This is a genomic window from Paenibacillus curdlanolyticus YK9 (assembly GCF_000179615.1).
Taxonomy (GTDB): Bacteria; Bacillota; Bacilli; order Paenibacillales; family Paenibacillaceae; genus Paenibacillus_T; species Paenibacillus_T curdlanolyticus.
On sequence record NZ_AEDD01000007.1, the window covers coordinates 111,908 to 133,525 of the forward strand.

At 55.7% G+C, this 21,618-nt stretch carries 23 protein-coding genes; 11 read left to right on the forward strand and 12 right to left on the reverse strand.

What is annotated here, in order from left to right; translation table 11 throughout:
- Position 1: 1 nt before the first annotated feature.
- From PAECUDRAFT_RS14100 to PAECUDRAFT_RS24750, 6 genes are all read right to left on the reverse strand, one after another.
- Entirely contained in the window at positions 2–853 is an 852-nt protein-coding gene (locus PAECUDRAFT_RS14100; RefSeq protein ID WP_006038773.1) for a helix-turn-helix transcriptional regulator, read from the reverse strand.
- Between the two features lie 282 nt (positions 854–1,135).
- The gene (locus PAECUDRAFT_RS24745; RefSeq protein ID WP_006038774.1) at positions 1,136–1,942 is read right to left on the reverse strand and encodes a hypothetical protein; all 807 of its coding nucleotides are present in this window, start codon (positions 1,940–1,942) and stop codon (positions 1,136–1,138) included.
- A gap of 45 nt (positions 1,943–1,987) precedes the next feature.
- Entirely contained in the window at positions 1,988–2,440 is a 453-nt protein-coding gene (locus PAECUDRAFT_RS14110) for a flavodoxin (protein WP_006038775.1), read from the reverse strand.
- A gap of 2 nt (positions 2,441–2,442) precedes the next feature.
- Positions 2,443–3,279 carry a hypothetical protein gene (locus PAECUDRAFT_RS14115; RefSeq protein ID WP_006038776.1) on the reverse strand — a complete coding sequence of 279 codons (837 nt, stop codon included), beginning with the start codon at positions 3,277–3,279 and terminating at the stop codon, positions 2,443–2,445.
- A complete protein-coding gene (locus tag PAECUDRAFT_RS14120) occupies positions 3,276–3,464 on the reverse strand; it encodes a hypothetical protein (RefSeq protein WP_006038777.1) in 189 nt (62 codons plus the stop codon). Before PAECUDRAFT_RS14120 ends, PAECUDRAFT_RS14115 begins: the two co-directional genes overlap by 4 nt.
- A 290-nt stretch (positions 3,465–3,754) precedes the next feature.
- Positions 3,755–4,372: a hypothetical protein gene (locus PAECUDRAFT_RS24750; RefSeq protein WP_050794355.1), complete on the reverse strand. Its 618-nt coding sequence runs from the start codon at positions 4,370–4,372 to the stop codon at positions 3,755–3,757.
- Between the two features lie 634 nt (positions 4,373–5,006).
- On the opposite strand from PAECUDRAFT_RS24750, the gene ilvA reads away from it, so the two are divergent.
- The 4 genes from ilvA to PAECUDRAFT_RS14150 all read left to right on the forward strand — a co-directional run bounded on the left by ilvA (position 5,007) and on the right by PAECUDRAFT_RS14150 (position 9,637).
- A complete protein-coding gene (gene ilvA, locus PAECUDRAFT_RS14135; protein WP_006038779.1) occupies positions 5,007–6,278 on the forward strand; it encodes a threonine ammonia-lyase IlvA in 1,272 nt (423 codons plus the stop codon).
- Between the two features lie 19 nt (positions 6,279–6,297).
- Entirely contained in the window at positions 6,298–8,208 is a 1,911-nt protein-coding gene (locus PAECUDRAFT_RS14140; RefSeq protein ID WP_006038780.1) for a GAF domain-containing sensor histidine kinase, read from the forward strand.
- 4 nt (positions 8,209–8,212) lie between these two features.
- Positions 8,213–8,875 (forward strand): response regulator, encoded by a 663-nt coding sequence (locus tag PAECUDRAFT_RS14145; RefSeq protein ID WP_006038781.1) that lies wholly within the window; start codon positions 8,213–8,215, stop codon positions 8,873–8,875.
- Between the two features lie 201 nt (positions 8,876–9,076).
- Positions 9,077–9,637, forward strand: a complete 561-nt coding sequence (locus tag PAECUDRAFT_RS14150) for an NADPH-dependent FMN reductase (protein ID WP_006038782.1) — start codon at positions 9,077–9,079, stop codon at positions 9,635–9,637.
- A gap of 41 nt (positions 9,638–9,678) precedes the next feature.
- Here the strand turns inward: PAECUDRAFT_RS14150 and PAECUDRAFT_RS25685 are convergent, their stop codons facing one another.
- Together PAECUDRAFT_RS25685 and PAECUDRAFT_RS14165 are read right to left on the reverse strand one after the other, a co-directional pair.
- Positions 9,679–10,299: a hypothetical protein gene (locus PAECUDRAFT_RS25685; RefSeq protein WP_144266541.1), complete on the reverse strand. Its 621-nt coding sequence runs from the start codon at positions 10,297–10,299 to the stop codon at positions 9,679–9,681.
- A gap of 79 nt (positions 10,300–10,378) precedes the next feature.
- A complete protein-coding gene (locus PAECUDRAFT_RS14165; RefSeq protein ID WP_006038783.1) occupies positions 10,379–11,359 on the reverse strand; it encodes an aldo/keto reductase in 981 nt (326 codons plus the stop codon).
- Positions 11,360–11,547: 188 nt separating this feature from the next.
- Here PAECUDRAFT_RS14165 and PAECUDRAFT_RS14170 point away from each other — a divergent pair, with 188 nt between their 5' ends.
- The 6 genes from PAECUDRAFT_RS14170 to PAECUDRAFT_RS14190 all read left to right on the forward strand — a co-directional run bounded on the left by PAECUDRAFT_RS14170 (position 11,548) and on the right by PAECUDRAFT_RS14190 (position 15,693).
- Positions 11,548–12,825: an MGDG synthase family glycosyltransferase gene (locus PAECUDRAFT_RS14170; protein WP_006038784.1), complete on the forward strand. Its 1,278-nt coding sequence runs from the start codon at positions 11,548–11,550 to the stop codon at positions 12,823–12,825.
- Positions 12,826–12,840: 15 nt separating this feature from the next.
- Positions 12,841–14,070 (forward strand): MFS transporter, encoded by a 1,230-nt coding sequence (locus tag PAECUDRAFT_RS14175; RefSeq protein WP_006038785.1) that lies wholly within the window; start codon positions 12,841–12,843, stop codon positions 14,068–14,070.
- Between the two features lie 15 nt (positions 14,071–14,085).
- Positions 14,086–14,691: a TVP38/TMEM64 family protein gene (locus PAECUDRAFT_RS14180; RefSeq protein ID WP_006038786.1), complete on the forward strand. Its 606-nt coding sequence runs from the start codon at positions 14,086–14,088 to the stop codon at positions 14,689–14,691.
- 17 nt (positions 14,692–14,708) lie between these two features.
- Positions 14,709–15,041, forward strand: a complete 333-nt coding sequence (locus tag PAECUDRAFT_RS14185; protein ID WP_006038787.1) for a hypothetical protein — start codon at positions 14,709–14,711, stop codon at positions 15,039–15,041.
- Positions 15,042–15,164: 123 nt separating this feature from the next.
- Positions 15,165–15,308: a hypothetical protein gene (locus tag PAECUDRAFT_RS26135; RefSeq protein ID WP_006038788.1), complete on the forward strand. Its 144-nt coding sequence runs from the start codon at positions 15,165–15,167 to the stop codon at positions 15,306–15,308.
- Between the two features lie 82 nt (positions 15,309–15,390).
- Complete coding sequence (locus PAECUDRAFT_RS14190) at positions 15,391–15,693, forward strand: hypothetical protein (protein WP_006038789.1); 303 nt, start codon at positions 15,391–15,393, stop codon at positions 15,691–15,693.
- Between the two features lie 119 nt (positions 15,694–15,812).
- On the opposite strand, the gene PAECUDRAFT_RS14195 is transcribed toward PAECUDRAFT_RS14190, so the two are convergent.
- From PAECUDRAFT_RS14195 to PAECUDRAFT_RS24755, 4 genes are all read right to left on the reverse strand, one after another.
- On the reverse strand, positions 15,813–16,832 hold the full coding sequence (locus PAECUDRAFT_RS14195) for an FUSC family protein (protein WP_006038790.1): 1,020 nt from the start codon (positions 16,830–16,832) through the stop codon (positions 15,813–15,815).
- Positions 16,829–18,001, reverse strand: a complete 1,173-nt coding sequence (locus PAECUDRAFT_RS14200; protein ID WP_006038791.1) for a DNA alkylation repair protein — start codon at positions 17,999–18,001, stop codon at positions 16,829–16,831. Before PAECUDRAFT_RS14200 ends, PAECUDRAFT_RS14195 begins: the two co-directional genes overlap by 4 nt.
- A 154-nt stretch (positions 18,002–18,155) precedes the next feature.
- Positions 18,156–18,923, reverse strand: coding sequence for a sporulation protein (locus PAECUDRAFT_RS14205; RefSeq protein ID WP_006038792.1), 768 nt, complete (start codon positions 18,921–18,923; stop codon positions 18,156–18,158).
- Between the two features lie 93 nt (positions 18,924–19,016).
- Positions 19,017–20,891: an ATP-binding protein gene (locus tag PAECUDRAFT_RS24755; protein ID WP_006038793.1), complete on the reverse strand. Its 1,875-nt coding sequence runs from the start codon at positions 20,889–20,891 to the stop codon at positions 19,017–19,019.
- Positions 20,892–21,103: 212 nt separating this feature from the next.
- Here PAECUDRAFT_RS24755 and mscL point away from each other — a divergent pair, with 212 nt between their 5' ends.
- Entirely contained in the window at positions 21,104–21,616 is a 513-nt protein-coding gene (gene mscL / locus PAECUDRAFT_RS14215; RefSeq protein WP_233516771.1) for a large conductance mechanosensitive channel protein MscL, read from the forward strand.
- Positions 21,617–21,618 lie beyond the last annotated feature (2 nt).

Below are 21,618 nucleotides of genomic sequence, written 5' to 3' on the forward strand. Positions count from 1 at the left end.
CCTACCCTGTAAACCGCTTGCGGAATCGCAGCGGCGATAACCCCGTGTGCTCTGCGAATAAGCGGGAAAAATGCGGCGTCTGCCGAAAGCCTGTTTCCTCCGCCACTCGGGCAATCGGCCAGTCCGTCTTAATTAGCAGCAGCTTGGCTTGATCAAGTCGATAGTAGAGCAAATACTGCTGCGGCGTGCAGCCGAACACATCCGTCATGCAGCGTGCAATGTAGTTCGAATGGAGGCGCAAAGCTTCGCTAAGCATGCCGTTGCTAATCGGTGCTCGGTAGTGCAGCTTCAAATAGGCTGCAGCCCGCTCCGCCACCGACACGGCTGCCTTCGCTTCATCCGAGCGCCAGCCCTCGTCGAGCATCTGCAGCAGATGCAGGAAACGCTGCTGCCGATCCCAGAACGCCGCATGGGAGGAGCCGCTTGCCGCTTCATGCAGGCCTGCGAACATCTCGCGCGCTTCCTCCGGGTAGGAAAGCGTCATATGCTTGGGCAGCCTTATTGCATAAGTATAATAATCGCCGCGCAGCGTACCGGGATGCGCGCTGTCTGTCTCTTCCCACTCGCCCGGAGCCTGGAAATGGATCCAGTCGAAGACCGTCTCCTGCTCGCACGGCTTTACGGAATAGTGCCATCGATCCGGCCGAAGAATCAAGATTTGCCCGGGGACGAGCGACCACTGCTTGTCCTCTTCGCCGATGTGGAGCGTCCCTTCATGCAGGAACAGCATATCAAATACGCCGATATTCGAGCGATTCGGATGCTCCTCCCCCGCCGAATAGGTCACGCGATTAGATTCAATAAAATAAGGAAGCGGTGGTGAACGAAAGGTGAGCAGCTGCTGATTCGTCATGAGGAGCAATCTCCTTCGCTGTGTGTAAATATGCAAATATAAGCGGAAATATTCTTTAATTTATTAATATTCTATCAAATTAAATAAGGTTGTAAAGGTGATAATTAGATAAAAAAAAGAACCTGCCGGTATAACCCGGCAGGCGAAAGCTGCGACGCGGCACATTTACGCCGCAGCCTTCTCTAGGAAGGGGGTGTAGCAGTAATGCGAAATCACGATGATGCCTGAAATGAGAGATAGATTAGCGATTTTGCCTGGATCCGCTCAGGGCAATCAAGCCATTCACATGACAATGCCTGGCATACACGTTGGTGAGACTTCCTCAACAGAAGAACGTGCTCCTTCAGCCAGACAGTCGCCTCTGAGGGGGCAGGTGCGGCACTCGGCCGCATCGCCCGATTTGCGTATGCCGCCCTCATCCATCTCGAACGAGAGCAGCAAGCGCAAGTAATCGACCGACGCACACACGGCTGCGGCGTCGGGCTGCCAGCACTGGACGGTACCGTCCAGCAAGGCGTGCACTTCGATGCGTGACGGCACTCGGCCGAACGCATAGTAACCAAACACGGTTACGAGATGACGAAACGCTTCGCTGATGTCACGGTCCGCATTGACCGTATATTTGCGTATGACGAGCTCGCGTCCGTCCGCTTCTCCGAATACCGAATGAAAAATGACGGACAACGTCGTCCCTAGCGGCTGAACATAAGTTTCAAAACGCTCGAACGCAATAATTGGATCGCCGTTGATCCCGTCAAAGCTCTTTCTTCCGAGCAGCAACTGGTACAGTCGCACCTTCAGCAAAGCTTTCACATGCTCATACTGGGTAGCGGACTCGAAGCTGTCCACTTTATTCGTCCAGCGGCCTTCCAGCAGCCGATTGATCGCTTCGCGCTTCCGCGACTGCACTGGCAATTGGTAGAAGCCATTCACTGTATGGCTGATCGCATATTGCGCTAGCTGGCGCCAATGCAGGCGGTCAGCCCGACGGTCCGATGCGCGCTTGCGCGCGTATCGATAAGGACAGCGAAGCCAGTCCTCCAAGCGGTAATCCTCAAGCATTGCTTTGCCCGACCGTTGCTCCGCCATCCCCCGTCACCTCCCGCGCATTCGCCCAGCCCATATGGCGCGTCCTTAAACGCCCGCTCCGACGAGCTCCGCAAGCCTGCGCCCAAGCGCTCGGCACTGCTCCGATTGTTCATTGGTCGGATTTAGCTCCACCTTCATGCTGTCAGCTGCAATCACCGCGCCGCAGTCCTTCAGCTTCTGCTCTAGCATGTCGACGGCCCCACAAAAAATATCGTAAGCCGAATCGCCAGAACCGAAGGTTGCTGCTTGCTTGCCGCTTAGATCAAGCCCATCCATCGCCTCGTAATAATCGAGCATTTCATCCGGCAGCTCGCCATCGCCCCACGTGTAGGCGCCCAGAATAATCGCATCGTAATCTGCCAGCTGTGACGCTTCGGCATCCATTACATTCATCACGATAGGCTCTACGCCCGCCAGCTTTACGCCTTCGGCGATCGCGTCCGCCATTTCCTCCGTATTGCCCGACATGCTGGCGAAGACGATTATGACTTTAGGCATTGTTACGCTTCCTCCTCTTGTTCTCTGCCGAGCGGCATCGTCTGAATCCCTTCGAACAGCGTTGCCATCATCATTTCCTTGCCGTCGGAGTCCACGTCCGTTACCGGAAAGCCTAGCTTAACAGCGAATAACGTAACTTGCCCGCGCAAGTAGCCGATGCGGTACAAGCCTTTGTCCGTGCATGCATATACATGTCCGCCTTGCCTCACAAGCGAGAAAATAATGCGATTATCGAAGCGCAAGACGTCGAAGCCGCCGCGTTTGTTGCCTACGATCAGTTCGCCGCCAGCTCCTGCTCCGAGCAAATGCCCGTGATACACGGCCAGAGAGGTCACCTCGACCTGCAGATCGTACTCGCTCCACTCATCTACCAACCGGTCGTACACCGCCATGCCGTTTTCATGTCCTACAATGAGGAATTGCGGCAAATTCAAAAAGTCGTATACTTTGAGCTCCGGGCATGCGACCTTCTCCCATGCGCCCCCGCACCGATGCCAAAGTCCATATTCCGTTGCCGCCCAGCTGCACTGGCCCGCGGATTTATATTGATAACAAGGAATCGAGCTTACTGGATAACGCCATTCCCCATCCTCATACGTGAACAACCCTTCATTCGTACATGCATACAGCTTCCCTTGCGCAAGCTGCAGCCGATTAACGACGAGATCGGAAGGCAAATCCTCGCTGATTCGCGTCCAGTCGCTCGTGGAGCTGCTATGATAAATGCCATTCCCAGGAGAAGCCGCATACACGTTGTCGCCATCCATCTTCACGGCCGAGAACGGGAAGAGCATCCAATTCCATGGCTTCTGCTTGCTAACCGCTTCTCCGCCCTTCATGACGACAGCCCCTTTCCGTTCCTGCCCGCTTCCAGCAGCTCCCGCGTCTCTTGATGGTAGGCAAGCAGCGCTTCCACCGCTTGCTGCAAGCTTTCACCCTCGCCCCGTCCGTTCCCTTCGGAAGCCGTTCGATCCTGTTCATCCGCTCCCGACTGGCACGCGATCAAATCGTATAACAAGCCCATTACGTGAAAGCCCCTCTCCTTCTTCATCATTGTTCATTGCTATAGTTGATTGAAGACCGGCTCCTGTTGCTGAAGCCCGATACAATTGAATGTCCCATTCACTTGATAATGATTATCATTCCTTTTATGTATTGAATGATAACGATTATCAGTCGCATTGTCAATCCCTATTTCCAGTCCATATACAAAAAAGCCAATTCTCATATCCGCGTCTTCCGACGCCGCAATAAGAATTGGCCTTTATCATCCTATTTGTACAGCGCCCCGCCATCCGGCAGGCCGCGCTTCCCTTATGCGCCCAAAGCGTCAATCGCCTTGCCGATCCGATTGGCTAGATGGCTCAGCAGCGGAACAACAAATCCGGGGTCATACATAAAATCAAACGAGATATCCAAATACCCGACAATCTCGCCCGTTTCGCCCATTCGTACTGGGCAGCAAACGCAATTCCACAACGTAAACAAATTAACGGTATGCTCGTCGCCTCGAACGACGACTGTTCGCCCCGTCTCCATCGCCAAAGAAATCGCGTTCAAGCCAAGCACATGCTTATCCATTAGCAATCCCGGAACAAGCCCCGCTTGTCTAGGCACATCCGTCATTGATGACGGACATGAGCTGTGAAGCAGTATGCCGTCAGGATTGTTCCACAGGAACAAGTACGGATAGGAAATCGTTCCTTCAACCGACTTGATTTCTTCCAGAAAAAGCTGGATATACTTCTCGCTTATCGCCATTGCTTCTTCAAATCTAGTCTTATCAGCGTAGGCGCCCGAATGGTTGCCCTTGCCGGTAGGATCAGGTATAAAATCGCCGTCAATCGCCGAGCTATGCATATTAAGAATAGTGGACGGTTCCAAATCAGAAACTTCGAGCCAAGTGCGATTCAAACGAATGCCGCGAAACAATTGACTAATCCCTCTCCTCCGCGTCAACCGACGCTCCCATCTATGAGAGATTTTATCATATCTGCGATATGAGCGTCATTATTAGATTTATTAATTTAAGAACAATTGCCACGTATTGTCACTATAGCTCCCAGCTGGATCAGCAGGAGCGGCAAACGAGAAAGGCGACGGCATTGCCATTTAATGCTTCACCTGGGCAATCGCCGCTTGACAAAAGAGCCTTCCAGGCGTATAACAATACCAAATCGTTACATTCCATGAAGGGAACACGCTCTTCGCATCGCATTCCACAGAGAGTCGGCATTCGCTGCAAGCCGATGTTTGCGCCCGAAGAAAGCATCCTCCCCGAGAAGCCGCGCTGAATCTCGCTTGGCCATAACCGCAAGCCGTAAGCGCAGACGGTCGTCCCCCGTTACCGGGAACGCGTATGCACACGTACGCGATGGAGCGCTATCGTTTTAGCTGGCATACGCCGCCACCGCCTTCATGCGGACGGCTCGGAAGGCACTTCCGCTGCTAGCCATTCGATGGAACGAGGGTGGTAACGCGAGTCTAATCTCGTCCCTATGAGGGACGGGATTTTTTTGTGTACAATGCTATTATCAACTTTTGCTGATGGAAAGGATGTCCGCACATGGCTACAGCTAACCGGAATGAATCGCGCCGCGTCACCCTAGAGGAAATCATGTTGGCCCAATTGCACCTGAAGGAAGTCGTCACGCGTACGCCTTTGCAGCACAGCCGCGTTCTGTCTGAACGATACGAATGCGAGGTTTGGCTTAAACGCGAAGATTTGCAAATCGTCCGCTCGTTCAAAATACGCGGCGCTTACCATAAAATCCGCTCCCTATCTCCCGAGCTAACTGCGCAGGGCGTCATCTGCGCGAGCGCAGGCAATCATGCGCAGGGCGTCGCCTACTCCTGCCATGCCCTTGGCATTCCCGGAAAAATCTATATGCCAAGCACGACGCCTCGCCAGAAAGTAAAGCAAGTATCCTTCTTCGGCGGCTCGCAGGTGGAGGTCGTGCTGATCGGCGACACCTTCGACGATGCCTATGCACAAGCCATTGCCGAGAGTGAACGGACTGGCATGGCCTTCATCCATCCGTTCGACGATGAGAAAATCGTTGCAGGCAACGGAACGATCGGACAAGAAATCATGGAAGCATCCGAGGGCGCGCCGGATTATATTTTTGTCACGGTCGGCGGCGGCGGGCTTGCCGCAGGCGTTGCCTCCTACGTGAAAGCTGTTTCGCCTAGCACGCGGATCATCGGCATCGAGCCGAAAGGCGCGCCTTCCTTGCAGCGTTCGCTCGATGCAGGCAAGGTGGTGCCGCTCGAAGAGATCGATAAGTTCGTGGATGGCGCTGCCGTCAAACGAATCGGGGATCTGACCTTCGAGGTTTGCCGCGAGCTGCTGGACGATGTGCTGCTCGTGCCGGAAGGCAAAGTCTGTACGACGCTGCTCGATCTCTACAATGAGAATGCGATCGTAGCGGAGCCCGCAGGCGCGCTTCCGATCGCTGCGCTTGACCTTTACCGCGAGCAAATCAAAGGCAAAACGGTCATCTGCGTCATCAGCGGCGGCAACAACGATGTCGACCGGATGCAGGAGATCAAGGAGCGCTCGCTTATTTATGAAGGGCTAAAGCATTATTTTACGGTCAACTTCCCTCAACGGGCAGGCGCGCTTCGCGAATTTCTGGATGATGTGCTCGGTCCTAACGACGATATTACGCGTTTCCAATATACGAAGCAGCATAACAAGGATAATGGACCTGCCCTTGTCGGCATAGAACTGAAGCATCGGGAGGATTACGCGCCGCTCATCGAACGCATGTATGCCAAGGGACTGACGTTCTATGAGCTGAACAAGGATCCGCTGTTGTTCAATCTGCTCATCTGATCTTGTGGAGGCGATCGAATTGAATTTTGCGAACGAGCCATGCGAACAAGGGCGCGTAGATGACGACAAGGCGCATACCAGCGACTCCAGCGTTAACAGCGGCTCCTCCGTATGCGCAGCCGATGGTTGCTGCGCGCCAGATGCTTCGAATGATTCCGACGTCTGGGATACGACAGGGGCCGAGTGCTGCTCTGCTGATTCGGGCTCGCTCGTAGTCGCGAGCTCCCCGCACAAGCTGCCTGAGCATCGCGTGCACGAGTTAGCGCTGCTCAAAATCATTGCCGAGACGCTTAATCAGGCTAATGAGCTTTCAACGATGCTTCATTCCGTGCTGGAGAAGCTTCTGGAATTAACGGGATTAACGACTGGCTGGATTTTTCTCTCCGACGCTTATATGGATTACCGCTGCACGGCGGAGAAAAACCTCCCGCCCGCCCTAAGCGGCAACGAGGGCCAGCGCATGAACAACGGCTCATGCTGGTGTTTGGACCGCTATTGGGGCGGCAAGCTGAAAAACGCCGTTAACATTTTAAACTGTAAACGAATTGAGGATGCCGCGACCTTCAAGTGGGGCGATACGAACGGCATCACGCATCACGCAACCGTGCCCCTGCGCGCAGGCAAACGGCTCGTCGGGCTGCTCAACATCGCCGCTCCCGGCAAGGAGCGCTTCAGCGACGAGGAGCTGGCTTTGCTCCAATCCGTCGCCTTCCAGATTGGCGGCGCGATAGACCGCATTCGCCTGTATGCGGCCGAACAGCAGCGTGCCGAGCGATTCGCCAAGCTCGATGAGTTCAGCCGCGCGCTTGGCTCGCAGCTCCAAGCCTACACGCATCCGACGCTGCTGGCGGAGCGCGCGATTCAATTGATCGGCGAACAATTCCAATGGCCGATCGCTGCGCTATACGAGTTATCCGGCGACGAGCTCATCCAGCGCGCCGCCTTCGTTAACGGATCAACGAACCGCTGGCTCAGCCGCATGCCTCTCCCTTCGTCCGGGTGGCTTTATGAAGCTGCAGTAAACCGCCAACTGGCGATCGCCTCACGCGAGGAGGCCGCCTCGCTTGCCTCATGCACACGCGAGCCTTACCGTAATGCGAACAACAAGCCCATTGCAGCGGTTGCTATCCCGTTGCCCTTCGGCAGCGCCGGGGACGGCGTGCTCGTGTTGGGCAGCAATCGGCCAGGAGAGTTTTCGCTGGCTGACCGCCCCATTCTGGAAGCGTTAGCCGAGCATATCGCGCTGAAGCTGCAGAATTCTCGCTTAGCCGAGCAGCGGCATGAGCTTGCCCGCTGGGACGAGCGCAATCGGCTGGCGCGAGATTTGCACGATTCCGTTAGCCAACTGCTCTTCTCGCTGTCCGTCACGTCGCGGGGCGTTGAGGGCCTGCTCGCTAGCCCTTCGCCGGACACGGATGCCGCGATCGCTGCCGTTCGCGACATGCAGACGTTATCGCAAAGCGCACTCAAGGAAATGCGCGCGCTCATCCTTCAGCTTCGTCCCGCCGATCTGCAGGCCGGACTCGTAACAGGACTGCAGGAGTACGGACAGCGGCTCGGACTCCACGTCCATACGCAGCTCGAAGGCGTGCGCGAAATGCCTCGCATGGTCGAGGAAGCTTTATGGCGCATCGGACAAGAAGCGCTCAATAATGTGAGCAAGCATGCGGGAACGAAGCTTGCCTATCTCTCCCTTCTCCTTACGAGCGATCAAGCGAAACTTTCGATTCAAGATAACGGCAGCGGCTTGGATGAGGACTTGGCTTTGGGCGACGCTACTGCGAATTCGATCGGCTTGTCCACGATGCGCGAGCGCGCCGAGGCGTTGGGCGGCCAGTTTACGCTGGCTCGTCCGAGTGACGGCGGTACGCTTGTGGAGGTTCGCGTGCCGCTCCCTTCTCTATCAATTGAACGGTCTGGAGGTAATTGAACCGATGACGATCAAGCTGCTGCTCGCGGACGATCACGCTATGGTGCGCAAAGGGCTGCAAATGTTTCTTTCGATGCAATCCGATCTGCAGGTCATAGGCGAAGCGTCAAACGGACAGGAAACCATTGAACGCGCAGCCGAGCTGGCGCCGGATATGATTCTTATGGATCTGAACATGCCCGTTCTGGACGGCATTGAGGTGACCAAGCGGTTGAAGCAATCGCATCCGCATGTGAAGGTCATCGTGCTCACTTCCTTTTCCGATGAGGCGCATGTGCTGCCAGCCATTCGAGCGGGGGCAAAAGGATATTTGCTCAAGGACATTGAGCCGGATGAGCTGGTCCGCGCCATTCGCCGCGTATGGCAGGGGCAGGTCGAGCTGCACCCTGATGCGGCAAGCCGGCTGATGAACATCCTCGCAGAACCGGAATCCAATCGAGACGACCCCGACGAAGCGGCGAAGCGGCTGTCGGAGTTGACCAAGCGCGAGCATGAGGTGCTCCGGCTGATTGCAACGGGCATGAGCAACAAGGAGATCGGCGATTCGCTCTCCATTACGGAGAAGACGGTCAAGACTCACGTCAGCCATGTGCTCGAAAAGCTGGGGTTTGCCGATCGCACGCAGGCGGCGATTTTTGCAGTGAAGCAAGGGATTGATCAACCGTAACGAAGAACCCCCGGCGCGATTGAAGCGTGCCGGGGGTTTGATTTTTGGCAAGGGCAACTCAGACCAAAGTCTTAGAAAAGATGCAACCAAAGTAGAAGGGAAGCAATTGGAAAAATCAGACTAAGCAACGACGATTTCACCTTGGGATTCCGGTAAGATGAGAACTATAAAATCCCGTTTGACTCGGAGGAGGAAATTACGATGAACATTGTCATTATCGCAGGCTCTAACCGCAAGGATGCGACGAGCACCAAATTAGCCGAATATGCAAACAAGTATCTAACCAAGCAGGGCCATCTCGTCCAGCTATTCGATCTTTACAAGCAGCCGCTTCCCTTCTATTCTCCAGATGTTACGCCCGAGCCGGACGGTGCGGTAGCCGAGCTCCAGCAGGCCATGCTCCAAGCCGACGGCGTTATTCTGGCGACACCTGAATATCACGGCAGCATCTCCGGCGTATTGAAAAACGCGCTCGATTTCCTCGGGCAAACGCATTTCAACGGCAAAACCGTGCTCTCAGCCAGCTCCGCCGGCGGCCCGATCGGGACGAGCTCGCTGCTGCAGCTGCAGGCGATCGTTCGCAACCTGCATGGCGTGAACAGCCCCGAGTGGATCTCCATTGGCTATGGCCAGCACAGCGCACTCTCGGAAGCGTCCGGCGATTATGAGCAAAGCAACCCGGTCTTCGACCGCATTCACTTGGCGCTGCGCACGTTTATTGATTTGGCCGAGCGCTTGAGCGGCGAACCGGCTCGGGTTTAAGCTTGTTGGGAGTGTAAAAAGAGGCAATAGGGCAGATTTTCCTACCCTATTGCCTCTTTTGCGCGGCCGGTTGGCCGATAGGGAACATTTTTGTTCCCTGTTTGGCCTTGCGCACGGCCGGCGGGCCGATAGGGAACATTTTTGTTCCCTGTTTGGCCTTGCGTGCGGCCGGTTGGCCAATAGGGAACATTCTTGTTCCCTTGCGTGCGGCCAGTTGGCCGATAGGGAACATTTTTGTTCCCTATTGTGCCTTGAGCGCGGCCAGCGGGCCGATAGGGAACATTTTTGTTCCCTGTTTGGCCTTGCGCACGGCCGGTTGGCCGATAGGGAACATTTTTGTTCCCTGTTTGGCCTTGCGTGCGGCCGGTTGGCCGATAGGGAACATTTTTATTCCCTGTTTGGCCTTGCGCACGGCCGGTTGGCCAATAGGGAACATTCTTGTTCCCTATTTGGCCTTGCGTGCGGCCGGTTGGCCGATAGGGAACATTTTTGTTCCCTGTTTGGCCATGCGTGCGGCCAGTTGGCCGATAGGGAACATTTTTGTTCCCTATTGTGCCTTGAGCGCGGCCAGTTGGCCGATAGGGAACATTTTTGTTCCCTGTTTGGCCTTGCGTGCGGCCGGCGGGCCGGCTTTGCTCTCGCGCGGAATCCCTTCCGCGCAAATCCGCAAATCGTTGCCGAGCGCTTCGCGCCGGCGCCGAGTTTGTGAAGGTTTAATTCGCCCTATTCACAAACCGGCTGCTACCACGCGTAAGCCTTCGGCGCCGACCCGCCTGGGCCAGGGAAGATCTCGTCCAGCCGCGCAAGCGTGGCTGCATCGAGCTTCAGCTCGACCGCGCGGAGCGAGCGATCGAACTGCTCAAGCGTGCGCACGCCGATGATCGGCGCGGTGACCGCCGGCTGCGCGAGCAGCCACGCGAGCGCGATCGTGTCCTCGCGCTCGCCGAGCTCGTCGCAGAGCGCGCCGAATGCCTCGAGCTGCGCAGCATGTCGCTCGAGGCGCTTGGCGTCGCCGCCGCTGCGTTTGCCCGCGCCGCCCCGGCGGGCATTGCCCGCGAGCAAGCCGCCGTCGAGCGGGCTCCATGGAATAACGCCCAAGCCCAGCGCCTGCGAAGCTGGCAGCACCTCCAGCTCAGGCAAGCGGCACAGCAGGTTGTACTTATGCTGCTCGCAAACGAGGCCAAGGTGGCCGCGCGCCTTCGCTTCGCCTTGCGCGACCGCGATATCCCATCCGGCGAAGTTGCTGGAGCCGACGTATCCGATTTTGCCTTGCGCAGCCGCAATCTCGAATGCGCTCCAAAGCTCGTTCCAGCTGACGCGGCGATCGATATGATGCATTTGATAAAGTTCAATGTGATCGGTCTGCAGACGTTTTAGCGAGCCCTCGAGATGGCGGCGCAGCTTGTAAGCGGATAGCCCTGCCTCAGCATTAGGCCCGTCCAGCGGATCGCTCATATCCCCATAAAATTTAGTGGCGAGAACGGTACGTTCCCGGCGGCCGCCCCCTTGCGCGAACCAACGGCCGATAATTTCCTCCGTCCGTCCGGCATTTTCGCCCCATCCATAGATGTTAGCGGTATCAAAGAAATTAATGCCTGCATCCAATGCGGCATCCATTATGCGAAATGATTCCTGCTCGTCCGTATCCACGCCAAAATTCATTGTACCCAAGCATAGTCGACTAACGCGAAGCCCTGATTTGCCAAGTGCGGTGTACTCCATTTGTTTTCCCTGCTCCCTTCAACTATTGAGAATGAATATTTTCTGCGTCTGATGTCCAGACTTACTTACTTTACCATAGTGCAGAAGCAAATTCGAATACGCCAAAACGCCCGAAATCCGCAAATTTTAAGCGCCGTTTATTCCCCCATTACAAATGCGCCTTACACTTCCGCTAGGAGGTGTGACGCATGGATGCAAAAACAACGTCTGCTTGGCCAAATACGCCGTTTGCCTCGCCCGCCCCAACTCCTCGCTGCCCTAAGCTTCTCATCGTGTACGCCTCATACGGGGAGGGCCATCTGCAAGCCGCTCGCGCCATCGCTGAAGCGCTGGAACTGCAGGGCATCGCGAGCGGCTGCATCAAGCTCGTCGATTTGCTCGCGGAATCGAACCCGCTCATTAATCAGGTTTCCCGCCGCGTCTATCACAGCAGTTACACGCGGATGCCCGCCTTATACGGCTGGGTCTATGACCGCACCCGCCCCATGAAGCACGATTCGCTGCTCGGCGGCTGGCTGCACGCCTTTGGCCGTGATAAGCTTCGCCGCATCCTCGCGGCAGAACAGCCCGACGCTGTCGTCTATACGTTCCCGATGTTCGCAGCGTCTGCCAAACGTCGGGGCTCCCCCGCGCATGTGCCGACTTCCGCCGTCATTACCGATTTTGACCTCCACCGCCGCTGGGTCCATCCTTGCGTAGACCGCTATTACGTTGCGACAGAAGATCTCAAGCTTGAGCTTATCTCGCTCGGCATTGCCGCGCAGCGCATCATCGTAAGCGGCATTCCCATCAAACGGGGCTTTACCGGGCTCACTGCGGACCACGACTATAAACAAGCGGATCGAACCGCTCTTTATCGCCGCTACAATCTTCCATCAGAACGACCGATCGTCCTGCTCATGGCTGGCGCGCAAGGGGTAATGCCTGACATTGCCGCAGTCTGCGACGCTTTGCTTCAAGAGCCTAATCTGACAATCGCGCTCATCTGCGGGCGCAATGCGCAGCTCGCGGAAGCGATGCGCACCCGCTATACAGCAGGCACCTCCGACGTTCCAGATCCTGATCGCTCCCCTAATGACATCGTTACCCGCATTCATATATTCGATTATGTCGACACTATCCATGAGCTCATGCTGCTCGCGGACTGCCTCGTCACCAAGCCAGGCGGCCTCACGCTTTCGGAGGGCCTTGCTGCTGGGCTGCCTATTCTGCTCTACCGCCCCGTTCCCGGACAGGAGAAAAATAACGCGTTGTACTTGCAAAATAAAGGCGCAGCCACCATCGCGAGCAACCCTGACGAGCTCCGCCGCGCAGCAGCCGCGCTCCTTCATCATCCGCAGACTTTGCTGCAAAGCCGAGCCGCTTCCCGAGCTTTAGGACGATCCAATGCAGCGAATATGATCGCTTTGGATATTTTGGTACATTGTCCTATAATGGAAGAGGCATCCTCCATTTTGCAAATGTAAGGAGCTAAAAATGCCGTGACCGGTACAGCCGCAGTCAATCGAAATCGATGGTTCGGCGCGGAGATGATTCTGTTCTCCGCCATCTTGTTTCTCGTTGAGTTCATTCGAGGGGCAGGCGTAATCAGCTTCTTGCCCGTATACGGCGAAAAGACGCTTGGCCTTTCCCTCGACATTATTGGAGTTGCCGTTACCGCACATTACATAACGGATACGGTACTAAAACTCGTCATCGGCTATCTGCTTGACCGAATGTCCGCACGCTTCGTCGTGCAGGCCGGTCTGCTATTGACGACCCTCGGCATCGCATTGCTGCCGTATGCAACGACCGCGTGGCTGTTCATTACAGCCTCCGCATTGTTCGGCATCGGCATTTCGCCGATCTGGATCGTCTGCCTTACGCGAGTATCGGAGGACCGGCGGGCCACGCAGATGGGATACTTGTATACGATCTGGTTTGTCGGGCTTGGCGCCGGCCCAATCGCCGCCAACCTATTGCTGGATTACAGCCGCAAATGGACCTTTATGCTGCTGCTTGCGATGTCCGTCGCTGCCCTTGCCTTATCGCTGCTGATGCACGGAGGACGCGCGCATGGCGTATCCCAAATGCCGCTTGGCCAGCAGCTTGTTGTCCTGCGCGATAAGCTTCGCCAGATGAGGCTGCTGCTGCCGGGCATGATCCTCCAAACGACCGGCGCGAGCATGCTCGTCCCGATCCTGCCTAGCTTCGCTAGCGACAAGCTTGGCCTGACAGGCGCCCAATACTCGCTGCTCCTTGTCGTAGGGGGCGCTTGCACCGTTGGCGGCCTTATGCCGCTCGGGCGGCTATCGGACCGAATCGGCGGGAAAAAGTGGTTTCTCGTCATCGGCTTCGCCTGCTTTGCCTTGACGCTGTATTCGCTAGCATGGGCGCCGTCGTTCAGCAAATGCCTTCTTCTTGCCGGTGCGCTCGGCCTATCCTACGCCGCGGTGCTGCCAGCATGGAACGCGCTGCTCGCCTCTTACGTCCCGCCTAAGCAACAGGGGCTAGGCTGGGGGCTATTTTCGACCGTGGAAGGCATTGGCGTTATGATTGGCCCGATCGTCGGCGGCGTCATCGCCTCCCGGATCGGCGTTCCGTCCGTCGTCTGGTACAGCGCCGTCTTATTCGGCCTGATCGGACTGTTCTATCTCTGGTTCCCTTTTCGCAGCTTTGCGGAGCATGCGGAACCTCCCCGCTCCGGGGGCAACTCCCATACGAAAGGCTAAGGTGACCGTGCACGCATGAGCCAGTGGCAGGATTGGATTCATCATCTCAAAACGCTCGATCTCCAGCATATCGAACGAACGCTTCAAAGCTATTCCGCATACGGGCCCTTGCCCGGGCTGCTTATGCCGGTCTTGGAGGCGCTGGTTCCAGCGCTTCCTCTGGTCGTCATCGTCGCAGCAAATGCGAATATTTACGGCCTCTGGTACGGCTTCCTGCTTTCCTGGATCGGCGTAACTTTAGGCGCTTCCATCGTCTTCTGGCTCGCTCGCACGCTTGGCAGCCGCTTAGGCGCCTGGTTTCAACGGCGATTTCCGAAGACGCAAAAATTTTTCCACTGGATCGAGCGGAAAGGCTTCACGCCCTTATTTTTATTCGCATGCTTCCCGTTCACTCCATCGGCGCTCATCAACGTCGTGGCAGGCTTTAGCGCACTGCCCTTCCGAACCTTTCTTGTTGCGACGCTGCTCGGCAAAGCGGTCATGATCTTCAGCATTTCCCTTGTGAGCGCCGACATCTCTAACTTCACGCGAGAGCCTTGGCGTATCATCGTCCTCGTTTCCGTTCTCTTGGTCATGTGGTTCGGCGGCAAAAAGCTCGAAACGCGTTATCAAGTCAAATAACAGGAGGCCAAGGCGACATGATCATGAGCATCAATTGGTATTCCGCGGGCGCTACCGCCTTCGTCCTTTTTCTCGCTTTTGCGTTGCTGGGCGCGATGTTTCTGATCGTTAAGCTATCCACCGACGATTCGGACAAGTTTAAGGACCTTAAGGAAATGGTGGAAACGATCTTCGGCACGCCTGCCCATCTCCGCTCGGGCAACGCGAACGCGCAGGAGGATGCCAGCAAGGACTCGGCCGCGCAATCAGCCGCTGCACTCGAGGCATTCTCCGAGCCTTGCCCTGCTTGCGGCGAGACCGTTACCGAGCAGCATCGCGACTGTCCCTCCTGCGGCCTTCGTTTGCTGTAACTAAGCACGTTCCCTCTTCCCGTTCGTTCATAAGATCCCGCTTCCCGTGGCACACTGTTAAGGCAGCTTATGTTAGAGCCGGAATGTCCCGGCTATGCCACGATGGAAGGAGGCTGTTGCACCATGTCCGGCAAATTGCCATCCGATAAGCAGAAGGCGGCTAGCAAGAAGCAATCGCTTGCCGATCAAGGACAAGCAAGCAAATCGGCTGCTAGCCAGCTGCAGTCCGACGCCGACAGCTCGGCGGTAACGAAGCACGGCCTGTGAGCTACGCATGGAAGGTCATTCTTCGCCTGCTGACAAGGCTATACACGAGTGAATGACCGATGATAAGAGGAGGGAATTTCGCTTGTCCGTACACGATAACAACAACAGCCACAACAAAATGGATCCGATATCCGGCGAGCAAGTCGAGGTAGAGGGCGTATACAAAAACGAGTGGGGACGCGAGGAGAAGATGGAGCGTGGCCAGCTGTTCCCATCCGATCCGATGCTGGGAAACACCGAGTGGGAGCTTGTCGAGCTTGATTTTGACAATCATCACAAGGGCCACACCGACCCTCGGTTAGTTCCTAAGGATGACGACGACAGTCCCGAAGCGCATATGCAGCATCCGCGTCGCCACCCGAAGGATACGCGTTCCGAAAAATAAACGAATGGCTGGGCACTCGCCTCATTCGTCCTACGTAAAAAGCCGCACATGCCCTCGCCTCAAAAGGCAGGAGCATTGTGCGGCTTTTATCCATGCACGGCAAAATTGCGGCGCAGCAACTAACTGTCGCGCTGCTGCACCTGATCGATCAGCTTCTCTAATCGGCGCAGATGATACGCATATTCGAACATCGCCGAGGCAACGAACACGAGCCGCTTGCGATCCTCATCCGCTTCGCCCAAATATACGGTAAGCTGCGCTGCAAGCTTGGCCTCCCGTTCCTCTTCCGGTTCGATATGCGCGTTTGCCTTCATCTTCCCTTCGGACTTCAGCAAAATATGCTCATGATACTTCGTCAGCTCTTCGATATGCCGATCGAACTGATGCGCCCATTCGCCCGCCCCCGGAGCCGCAAAATAATGCTCCTCCACGATTTCCAGCAAATCGCTGCCCTTCTGCAGCGCCTTGATCATTCCCTTGGAAACAAGCAGCTGGCGTGCTCTCGCTGCCTTGCTGACCGCCCGAATCGCCCGCTCCTCCTCAAACACGGAGAATCGCTCATCAAGCTTGCGCAGCGTGCCGTGCAGCCGTTCCTTCTCTGCATTAAACACCTGCTCCTTCATTTCGTTAGAGATGGCGGTTCGAAGCAAGAGGGACAGCTGGTCGAAGGCATGATGCACCTGCTCGGAAAATTGCTTGCGCGGACGCGGCGGAAAGATCACGACATTCACAAGGAATGCCGCCCCCATGCCGGTCAATACCATCAGGAATCGACTCAACGCGGCGTCATAGCCCGCATCATGCGCCTCCATGATCGCCACGACGGTCACGAGCGTTAGCCCAATGGTGCTCTCCATCTTGAATCTGATGCTGATCAGAATAACCAGAATACAGACTAAGCCTACCGCAATCGGCGTATGGCCGAACAGCCGCAGCGCGGCAAGCGCCACGATCGCGCCAAGCACATTCGTCTGCAGCTGGTCGCTAATCTGCTGCCAAGAACGATAAATCGATGGCTGAATCGTAAAAATGGAAGCGACCGCCGCAATGAGCGGCGATGGAAACCCCAGCAGCCCGCTGATGTAAATCGCAAGCGCGACCGCCATTCCGGTCTTTAGGACGCGAGCGCCAATCGTCATTGCGGCTCCGCCTTCCCGTCAGCGTGCAGCATTATGCTCGTCGACAGCTGCTCCTTGCCGTTCACCCAGAGCGAAATCCGATGCTCGCCAGGCCACAGCTTGCGCGTCGACAGCTCCTGCCATACGATCCTTTTCTCGCCGGACAACCGCCTCGTCTCGCCCGTAATCGGCTTGTCCGCGATTAGAAACCGTTTATGCGACCGCTTGCCCTTCAGCCGGACGTAATCAACGCCATATTCCAGCCTTACACGCCCCATCGCCTCCGGCGACAGCTGCACGTCATAACGCAGCATCGACGCTTCGCCGATATGGACGTCCGTCTTGTCTACGCTGAGCGCCGCCGGCTCCTGCAGCAACGCATAGCCCGCTGCGCCCGGCTCCGTGTCCTCCCCGGCAACCGCCGTCGGCAGCGCATCCGCTCCATAGCCGAATATCGCCAGAACCGCTGGCTCCGCCTGCTTGACCAGCGTTCTGCAGCCCTTCCGCACGATCCAGTCGGTAAGCGGGTGCTGGCCGTACCAGCGCTGCGAGAGCTCAACAACTACCGCAGGATTGTCCTTGCTTATATCATTCAAATGGTTCGCGACGCTCTTGCGCACATAAAGCGACTCGTCCGCCTTCAGCCGCTCCAATATCGGCAGCGCAGGCGACGGGTCCTTCTTCAGCATCGGAAGCGCTGGCGCCCAAGGCAGTCGAGGCCGGCATCCTTCACTCGCGAGCCTTCTTACATGCTCATCTTCGCTTTCCGCCCATTCCAGCATTCGGGCAAGCGTACGCTCCGGGTTAGCCAGAATGAATGGGCGTATGGCAAACTCCGAGGACGACCGCTTCGTGAATCTCTCCAGCATGGCCATCGACAGCTCCCAATGCTCCTCTGCCCCGCCATAGATTTCAATGAACTCGGGGAAAATCAAATAAGGAAACCCGGTGCATTTCTCATCAATCAGGCACAGGATGCGAACCGCTTCCTCATATTCCGGCGGGAGCAGCTCGCCTAGCGTGGTCGTTAAACGCCGCATCCGCCCCTTAAGCTCCAGTTCCTCCCAGCCGTCGCCTTCTACCAACGCGACGAAGCGCTGCACGTCGAAGGGCGGCCATGCTGCCTGCACGAGCGAACCGAAGGTATGCGCGAAAGGCGCATTGTACATCAATTTTAATGGCTCCGCCATCGGTAACGTTCCCCCTGTATCTGTCCCAATCATACGATGTGCTCTCGATTATACCGAACAATCGTTCTCTATGCAAAAAGAACATGCAGCAAAGCCCGAAGCCCGCCTTGCGGCGATGCTTCGGGCTCAAGTAATGCGTATGCTGCTTGTTCTCTTACACGTAACGGTGGATAATATCCGCCAGCTGATGGGCAATCGCATCCGGCCCTTGCGCAAGCTGGCTTTCTGTGAAGGTTACGCGAACGAACGTCTCATCCATGTCCATCGCCTCCGACAGCCAGCCGCCCAAGCCGCGCGCTTTGCGGTCAATCTGCAAGAGCAGCTCCAGCTCCTGCCCGCGGTTGAAGAACGTCACTTCCAGCTCATCGAGCTGGCCGCGGAATTGCGTCGTTGGCACGAACTCGAACTCCTGAACGAATGGCATCCGACCGCCCAGTCGAGCCGCATATTGGCATTCTGCCTCACGCAAGCGGAATCCGATGCGCGAGAGTGCTTCCAGCACGACATGCTGTCCTTGCGAAGGCTGAACTTCAATGCGGTCCGTGTCCCCCGGGTCAACCGCGCCGCGAACATCGAGCTCGGTCTTAATCCATACCGGCGCGCGTCCGATCGTCAAGGGCGTTTCATAAGGCAAAAGGAAAGAGAATGGAACCTCTTGGCGCTCATTGGGTTGCAATGTGAACGGCTTCGTGACATGAAAACGTGCGATTTCGGCGTGATGCCGATGCTTATGGTCATCCGTTTCACGGATATATTCCGTCATGACCGACAGCTGGACTGTCTCGATACGCTGATCGACCGAGCCCCCTTGCATACGGACCACGCCGCGAACCTCTTCGCCTGGCGCGTACCGCGACTTTTCCAATACCGTATCAATCTTCGCATTACCGATTCCGATACTAGCTAAAAAACGATTAAACATCGATAATCTCCTCCCATAATCATGATTTAAGCCGCAAGGGCTTCGCTTGGGTATGCCATAGATACGATGCAAGGAAGAAGCGGTTTCGTAAAATTACGGTTTTTGCAATTCGCGAATGCTCGCTTCATCGATCGAGCAATTCAATGACCTTAGGGTGGTTCCTGACCGCAGCGCCCCCGCTGCTTCCGGCGTCTGTCCGGATGGCTCGCCAGCTTGCGGCGGAGTCGTGTACGGGAACGAAATGACAAAGGTCGCACCCTCTCCCATTTCGCTGTGCGCTTGAATGCGTCCTTGATGATTATCGACAATTTTGAACGTCACCATGAGCCCAAGCCCCGTTCCTCTGTCCTTGGTCGTATAGAACGGCTGCCCCATCTTGGCCAGCTGCTCCTTCGGAATGCCTGGTCCTTGGTCGATAATCCGGGTAACGACGTTGCCATCCTCAAGCCTGCTCGTGATGACGATTTTGCCGCCGTCCTCCATTGCTTCAATCGCGTTTTTTATTACATTTATGAATACCTGTTTTATTTGATTCCCCACGCCGAACGTCCATAACGGGGCAGGGTCCGTCTCAACTACAATTTCGGTATTGTGCAGGGAGGCCTGCGCCTCCAGCAGCATGACCGTATCGTTGAGCACTTGGCGCATATCATGGTGGGTCAGCTCATATACCTGCGGCTTCGACAGCATGAGCAGCTCGCTCACGATCGACTCGATTCGATTCAGCTCCGACTTCATGATGTCAAAATAGTTCCGTCCATTGCTTCTGCCCGTCGAAATCAATTGCAAGAAGCCCTTAAGCGATGTCAGCGGATTGCGAATCTCATGGGCGATGCCGGCCGCCAGCTGCCCTGCAACGTACAGCTTCTCCGAGTTAATGAGCAGCTCTTCGTTCTTCTTGCGCTCCGAGATGTCGCGAACGATCAATTGGAAGGCTGGCCGGCCGCGCAGCGTCGTGGACGCAATTACAACCTCGGTATACAGCTTTTTGCCGCAAACCGTAAACCATTCAAGCTCCTCCGGCGGGTACGTCTTCCCCGCTTCGAATATGCCAATGCGCCTTGCCGTTTCGGCATGATGCTTAGGGTGCAGGAATAAGTAAATGGACTTGCCTACCATTTCTTCCTTCTCCGAGGCGTTAAACAGTCGAAGGCCTGACCGGTTAATATATTCCCAATGGTTGCCGTCGAGCACGGCGATCATGTCGATGGAATTCTCGACAAGCTGCTTGTAGCGCTGGTCTGCTTGACGATAACGACGATCAGACATCCTTGTCATCAGGCTGATGCCAAGAATCGCGAGTGTAGCGAGCCCCAGCATCACTGCGAGCACCATATAATACTCATTGAGCCGCTCGGTCGTCATGACCTCGCTATATGCGAAGGACAGCCCCCTCATCCCAAGCATATGCATCATCATGCATGAGCTGCCCAAGACGATGCTTGCCGGCCATGCGGTGGATTCCGGGTTCATCTCATGCAGCAGCAGCGCTATCGCTGCCCCTAATAGGATGAGGACAATCGACAACCCGAACATGACGGGATCAAAATGAAACGCCTCTACTGGACCGGACAATCGGTTTAAGTAGTGCAGAAGCAAGCTTCCTAAGCCCAGCAGCAGGGTAGCCAGCCCTAGCCGGACGAAGAAGGGCCCTATTCGCTCGCTCCCAAGCACGAGAAACGAGAAGTAAGCTAGCCCGGAGGAGACGAACAGCGTAAGCAGCATCGATATGTTAATAAATGAATAGTGGTTGGTCGACAGCAACGCGAGAAAATGCATCGACCACAGGCCAATGCCAAACACAGCCGATCCGCCAAGCAGCCATACATGGCGTCTTCGCGATTGTTCCCGTTTGAGATGAGTGATCAGCGTAAACATCGTAAAGGAGGAGAAGACGATAATGACAAACGCAAGGACCAAAAAAACCAACAGCTCCGTCCTCATATTCGTATCGATATATTCATTCATGATCGGACCAGACCCTCTTTGTTCGTATCGTTATCGTCGGTTTATTTTCGACAATTTTCCATAAAATCCTTTTTTATATACTTAGTTCTTTAGTCCTATTTGTCGTTAGATCCGCATTGCTATGCGCATTTTGCCTCATAGACCTGTTCGAAACCTATCTATTGCGGGTATAATGTACTGTAAATTAAGGGAGGATGTTCTTCCGAGGAGGCATATCATTGGGTTCTTTACTGAAGGAATTTAAAACATTCGCTATGAAAGGCAATGTCATCGACCTCGCTGTCGGTGTCATTATCGGCGGCGCATTCGGCAAAATCGTCACATCGATCGTTAACGATATCATAATGCCGCCTATCGGCATGCTGCTCGGCGAAAAAGGCTTCAAAGATCTCTATATTAACTTGAAGGACCTGGACAAAAGCGGCGCGCTTGCCGATGGCACTCCGATGTCCTCGCTCTCGCTTGCTCAAGCCCAGCAGAGCGGCATTCCCGTCATCGCCTACGGCCAATTCATTAACGTCGTGCTTGATTTCTTGATCGTCGCGCTCTGTATTTTCTTTATGATCAAAGGGATCAACAAACTGCAGCGCAAGCCCGTTGAAGAGAAGCCGGCTGCGCCAACAGAAAAGGAATGCCCGCACTGCTTGTCCCTCGTTCCGATTCGCGCAACGCGCTGCAAGCACTGCACCTCGCATCTGGAGCAAGCTCACTCTGCACAGGGCTAGCC

Coding starts and splice junctions, on each gene's coding strand:
- PAECUDRAFT_RS24755 (WP_006038793.1), bottom strand. CDS start 20,891: ATGAATGAATATATCGATACGAATATGAGGACGGAGCTGTTGGTTTTT.
- PAECUDRAFT_RS14120 (WP_006038777.1), bottom strand. CDS start 3,464: ATGGGCTTGTTATACGATTTGATCGCGTGCCAGTCGGGAGCGGATGAA.
- ilvA (WP_006038779.1), top strand. CDS start 5,007: ATGGCTACAGCTAACCGGAATGAATCGCGCCGCGTCACCCTAGAGGAA.
- PAECUDRAFT_RS26135 (WP_006038788.1), top strand. CDS start 15,165: ATGTCCGGCAAATTGCCATCCGATAAGCAGAAGGCGGCTAGCAAGAAG.
- PAECUDRAFT_RS14165 (WP_006038783.1), bottom strand. CDS start 11,359: ATGGAGTACACCGCACTTGGCAAATCAGGGCTTCGCGTTAGTCGACTA.
- PAECUDRAFT_RS14100 (WP_006038773.1), bottom strand. CDS start 853: ATGACGAATCAGCAGCTGCTCACCTTTCGTTCACCACCGCTTCCTTAT.
- PAECUDRAFT_RS14195 (WP_006038790.1), bottom strand. CDS start 16,832: ATGACGATTGGCGCTCGCGTCCTAAAGACCGGAATGGCGGTCGCGCTT.
- PAECUDRAFT_RS14185 (WP_006038787.1), top strand. CDS start 14,709: ATGATCATGAGCATCAATTGGTATTCCGCGGGCGCTACCGCCTTCGTC.
- PAECUDRAFT_RS14115 (WP_006038776.1), bottom strand. CDS start 3,279: ATGAAGGGCGGAGAAGCGGTTAGCAAGCAGAAGCCATGGAATTGGATG.
- PAECUDRAFT_RS14145 (WP_006038781.1), top strand. CDS start 8,213: ATGACGATCAAGCTGCTGCTCGCGGACGATCACGCTATGGTGCGCAAA.
- PAECUDRAFT_RS14150 (WP_006038782.1), top strand. CDS start 9,077: ATGAACATTGTCATTATCGCAGGCTCTAACCGCAAGGATGCGACGAGC.
- PAECUDRAFT_RS14200 (WP_006038791.1), bottom strand. CDS start 18,001: ATGGCGGAGCCATTAAAATTGATGTACAATGCGCCTTTCGCGCATACC.
- PAECUDRAFT_RS14205 (WP_006038792.1), bottom strand. CDS start 18,923: ATGTTTAATCGTTTTTTAGCTAGTATCGGAATCGGTAATGCGAAGATT.
- PAECUDRAFT_RS14110 (WP_006038775.1), bottom strand. CDS start 2,440: ATGCCTAAAGTCATAATCGTCTTCGCCAGCATGTCGGGCAATACGGAG.
- PAECUDRAFT_RS14170 (WP_006038784.1), top strand. CDS start 11,548: ATGGATGCAAAAACAACGTCTGCTTGGCCAAATACGCCGTTTGCCTCG.
- PAECUDRAFT_RS24745 (WP_006038774.1), bottom strand. CDS start 1,942: ATGGCGGAGCAACGGTCGGGCAAAGCAATGCTTGAGGATTACCGCTTG.
- PAECUDRAFT_RS14180 (WP_006038786.1), top strand. CDS start 14,086: ATGAGCCAGTGGCAGGATTGGATTCATCATCTCAAAACGCTCGATCTC.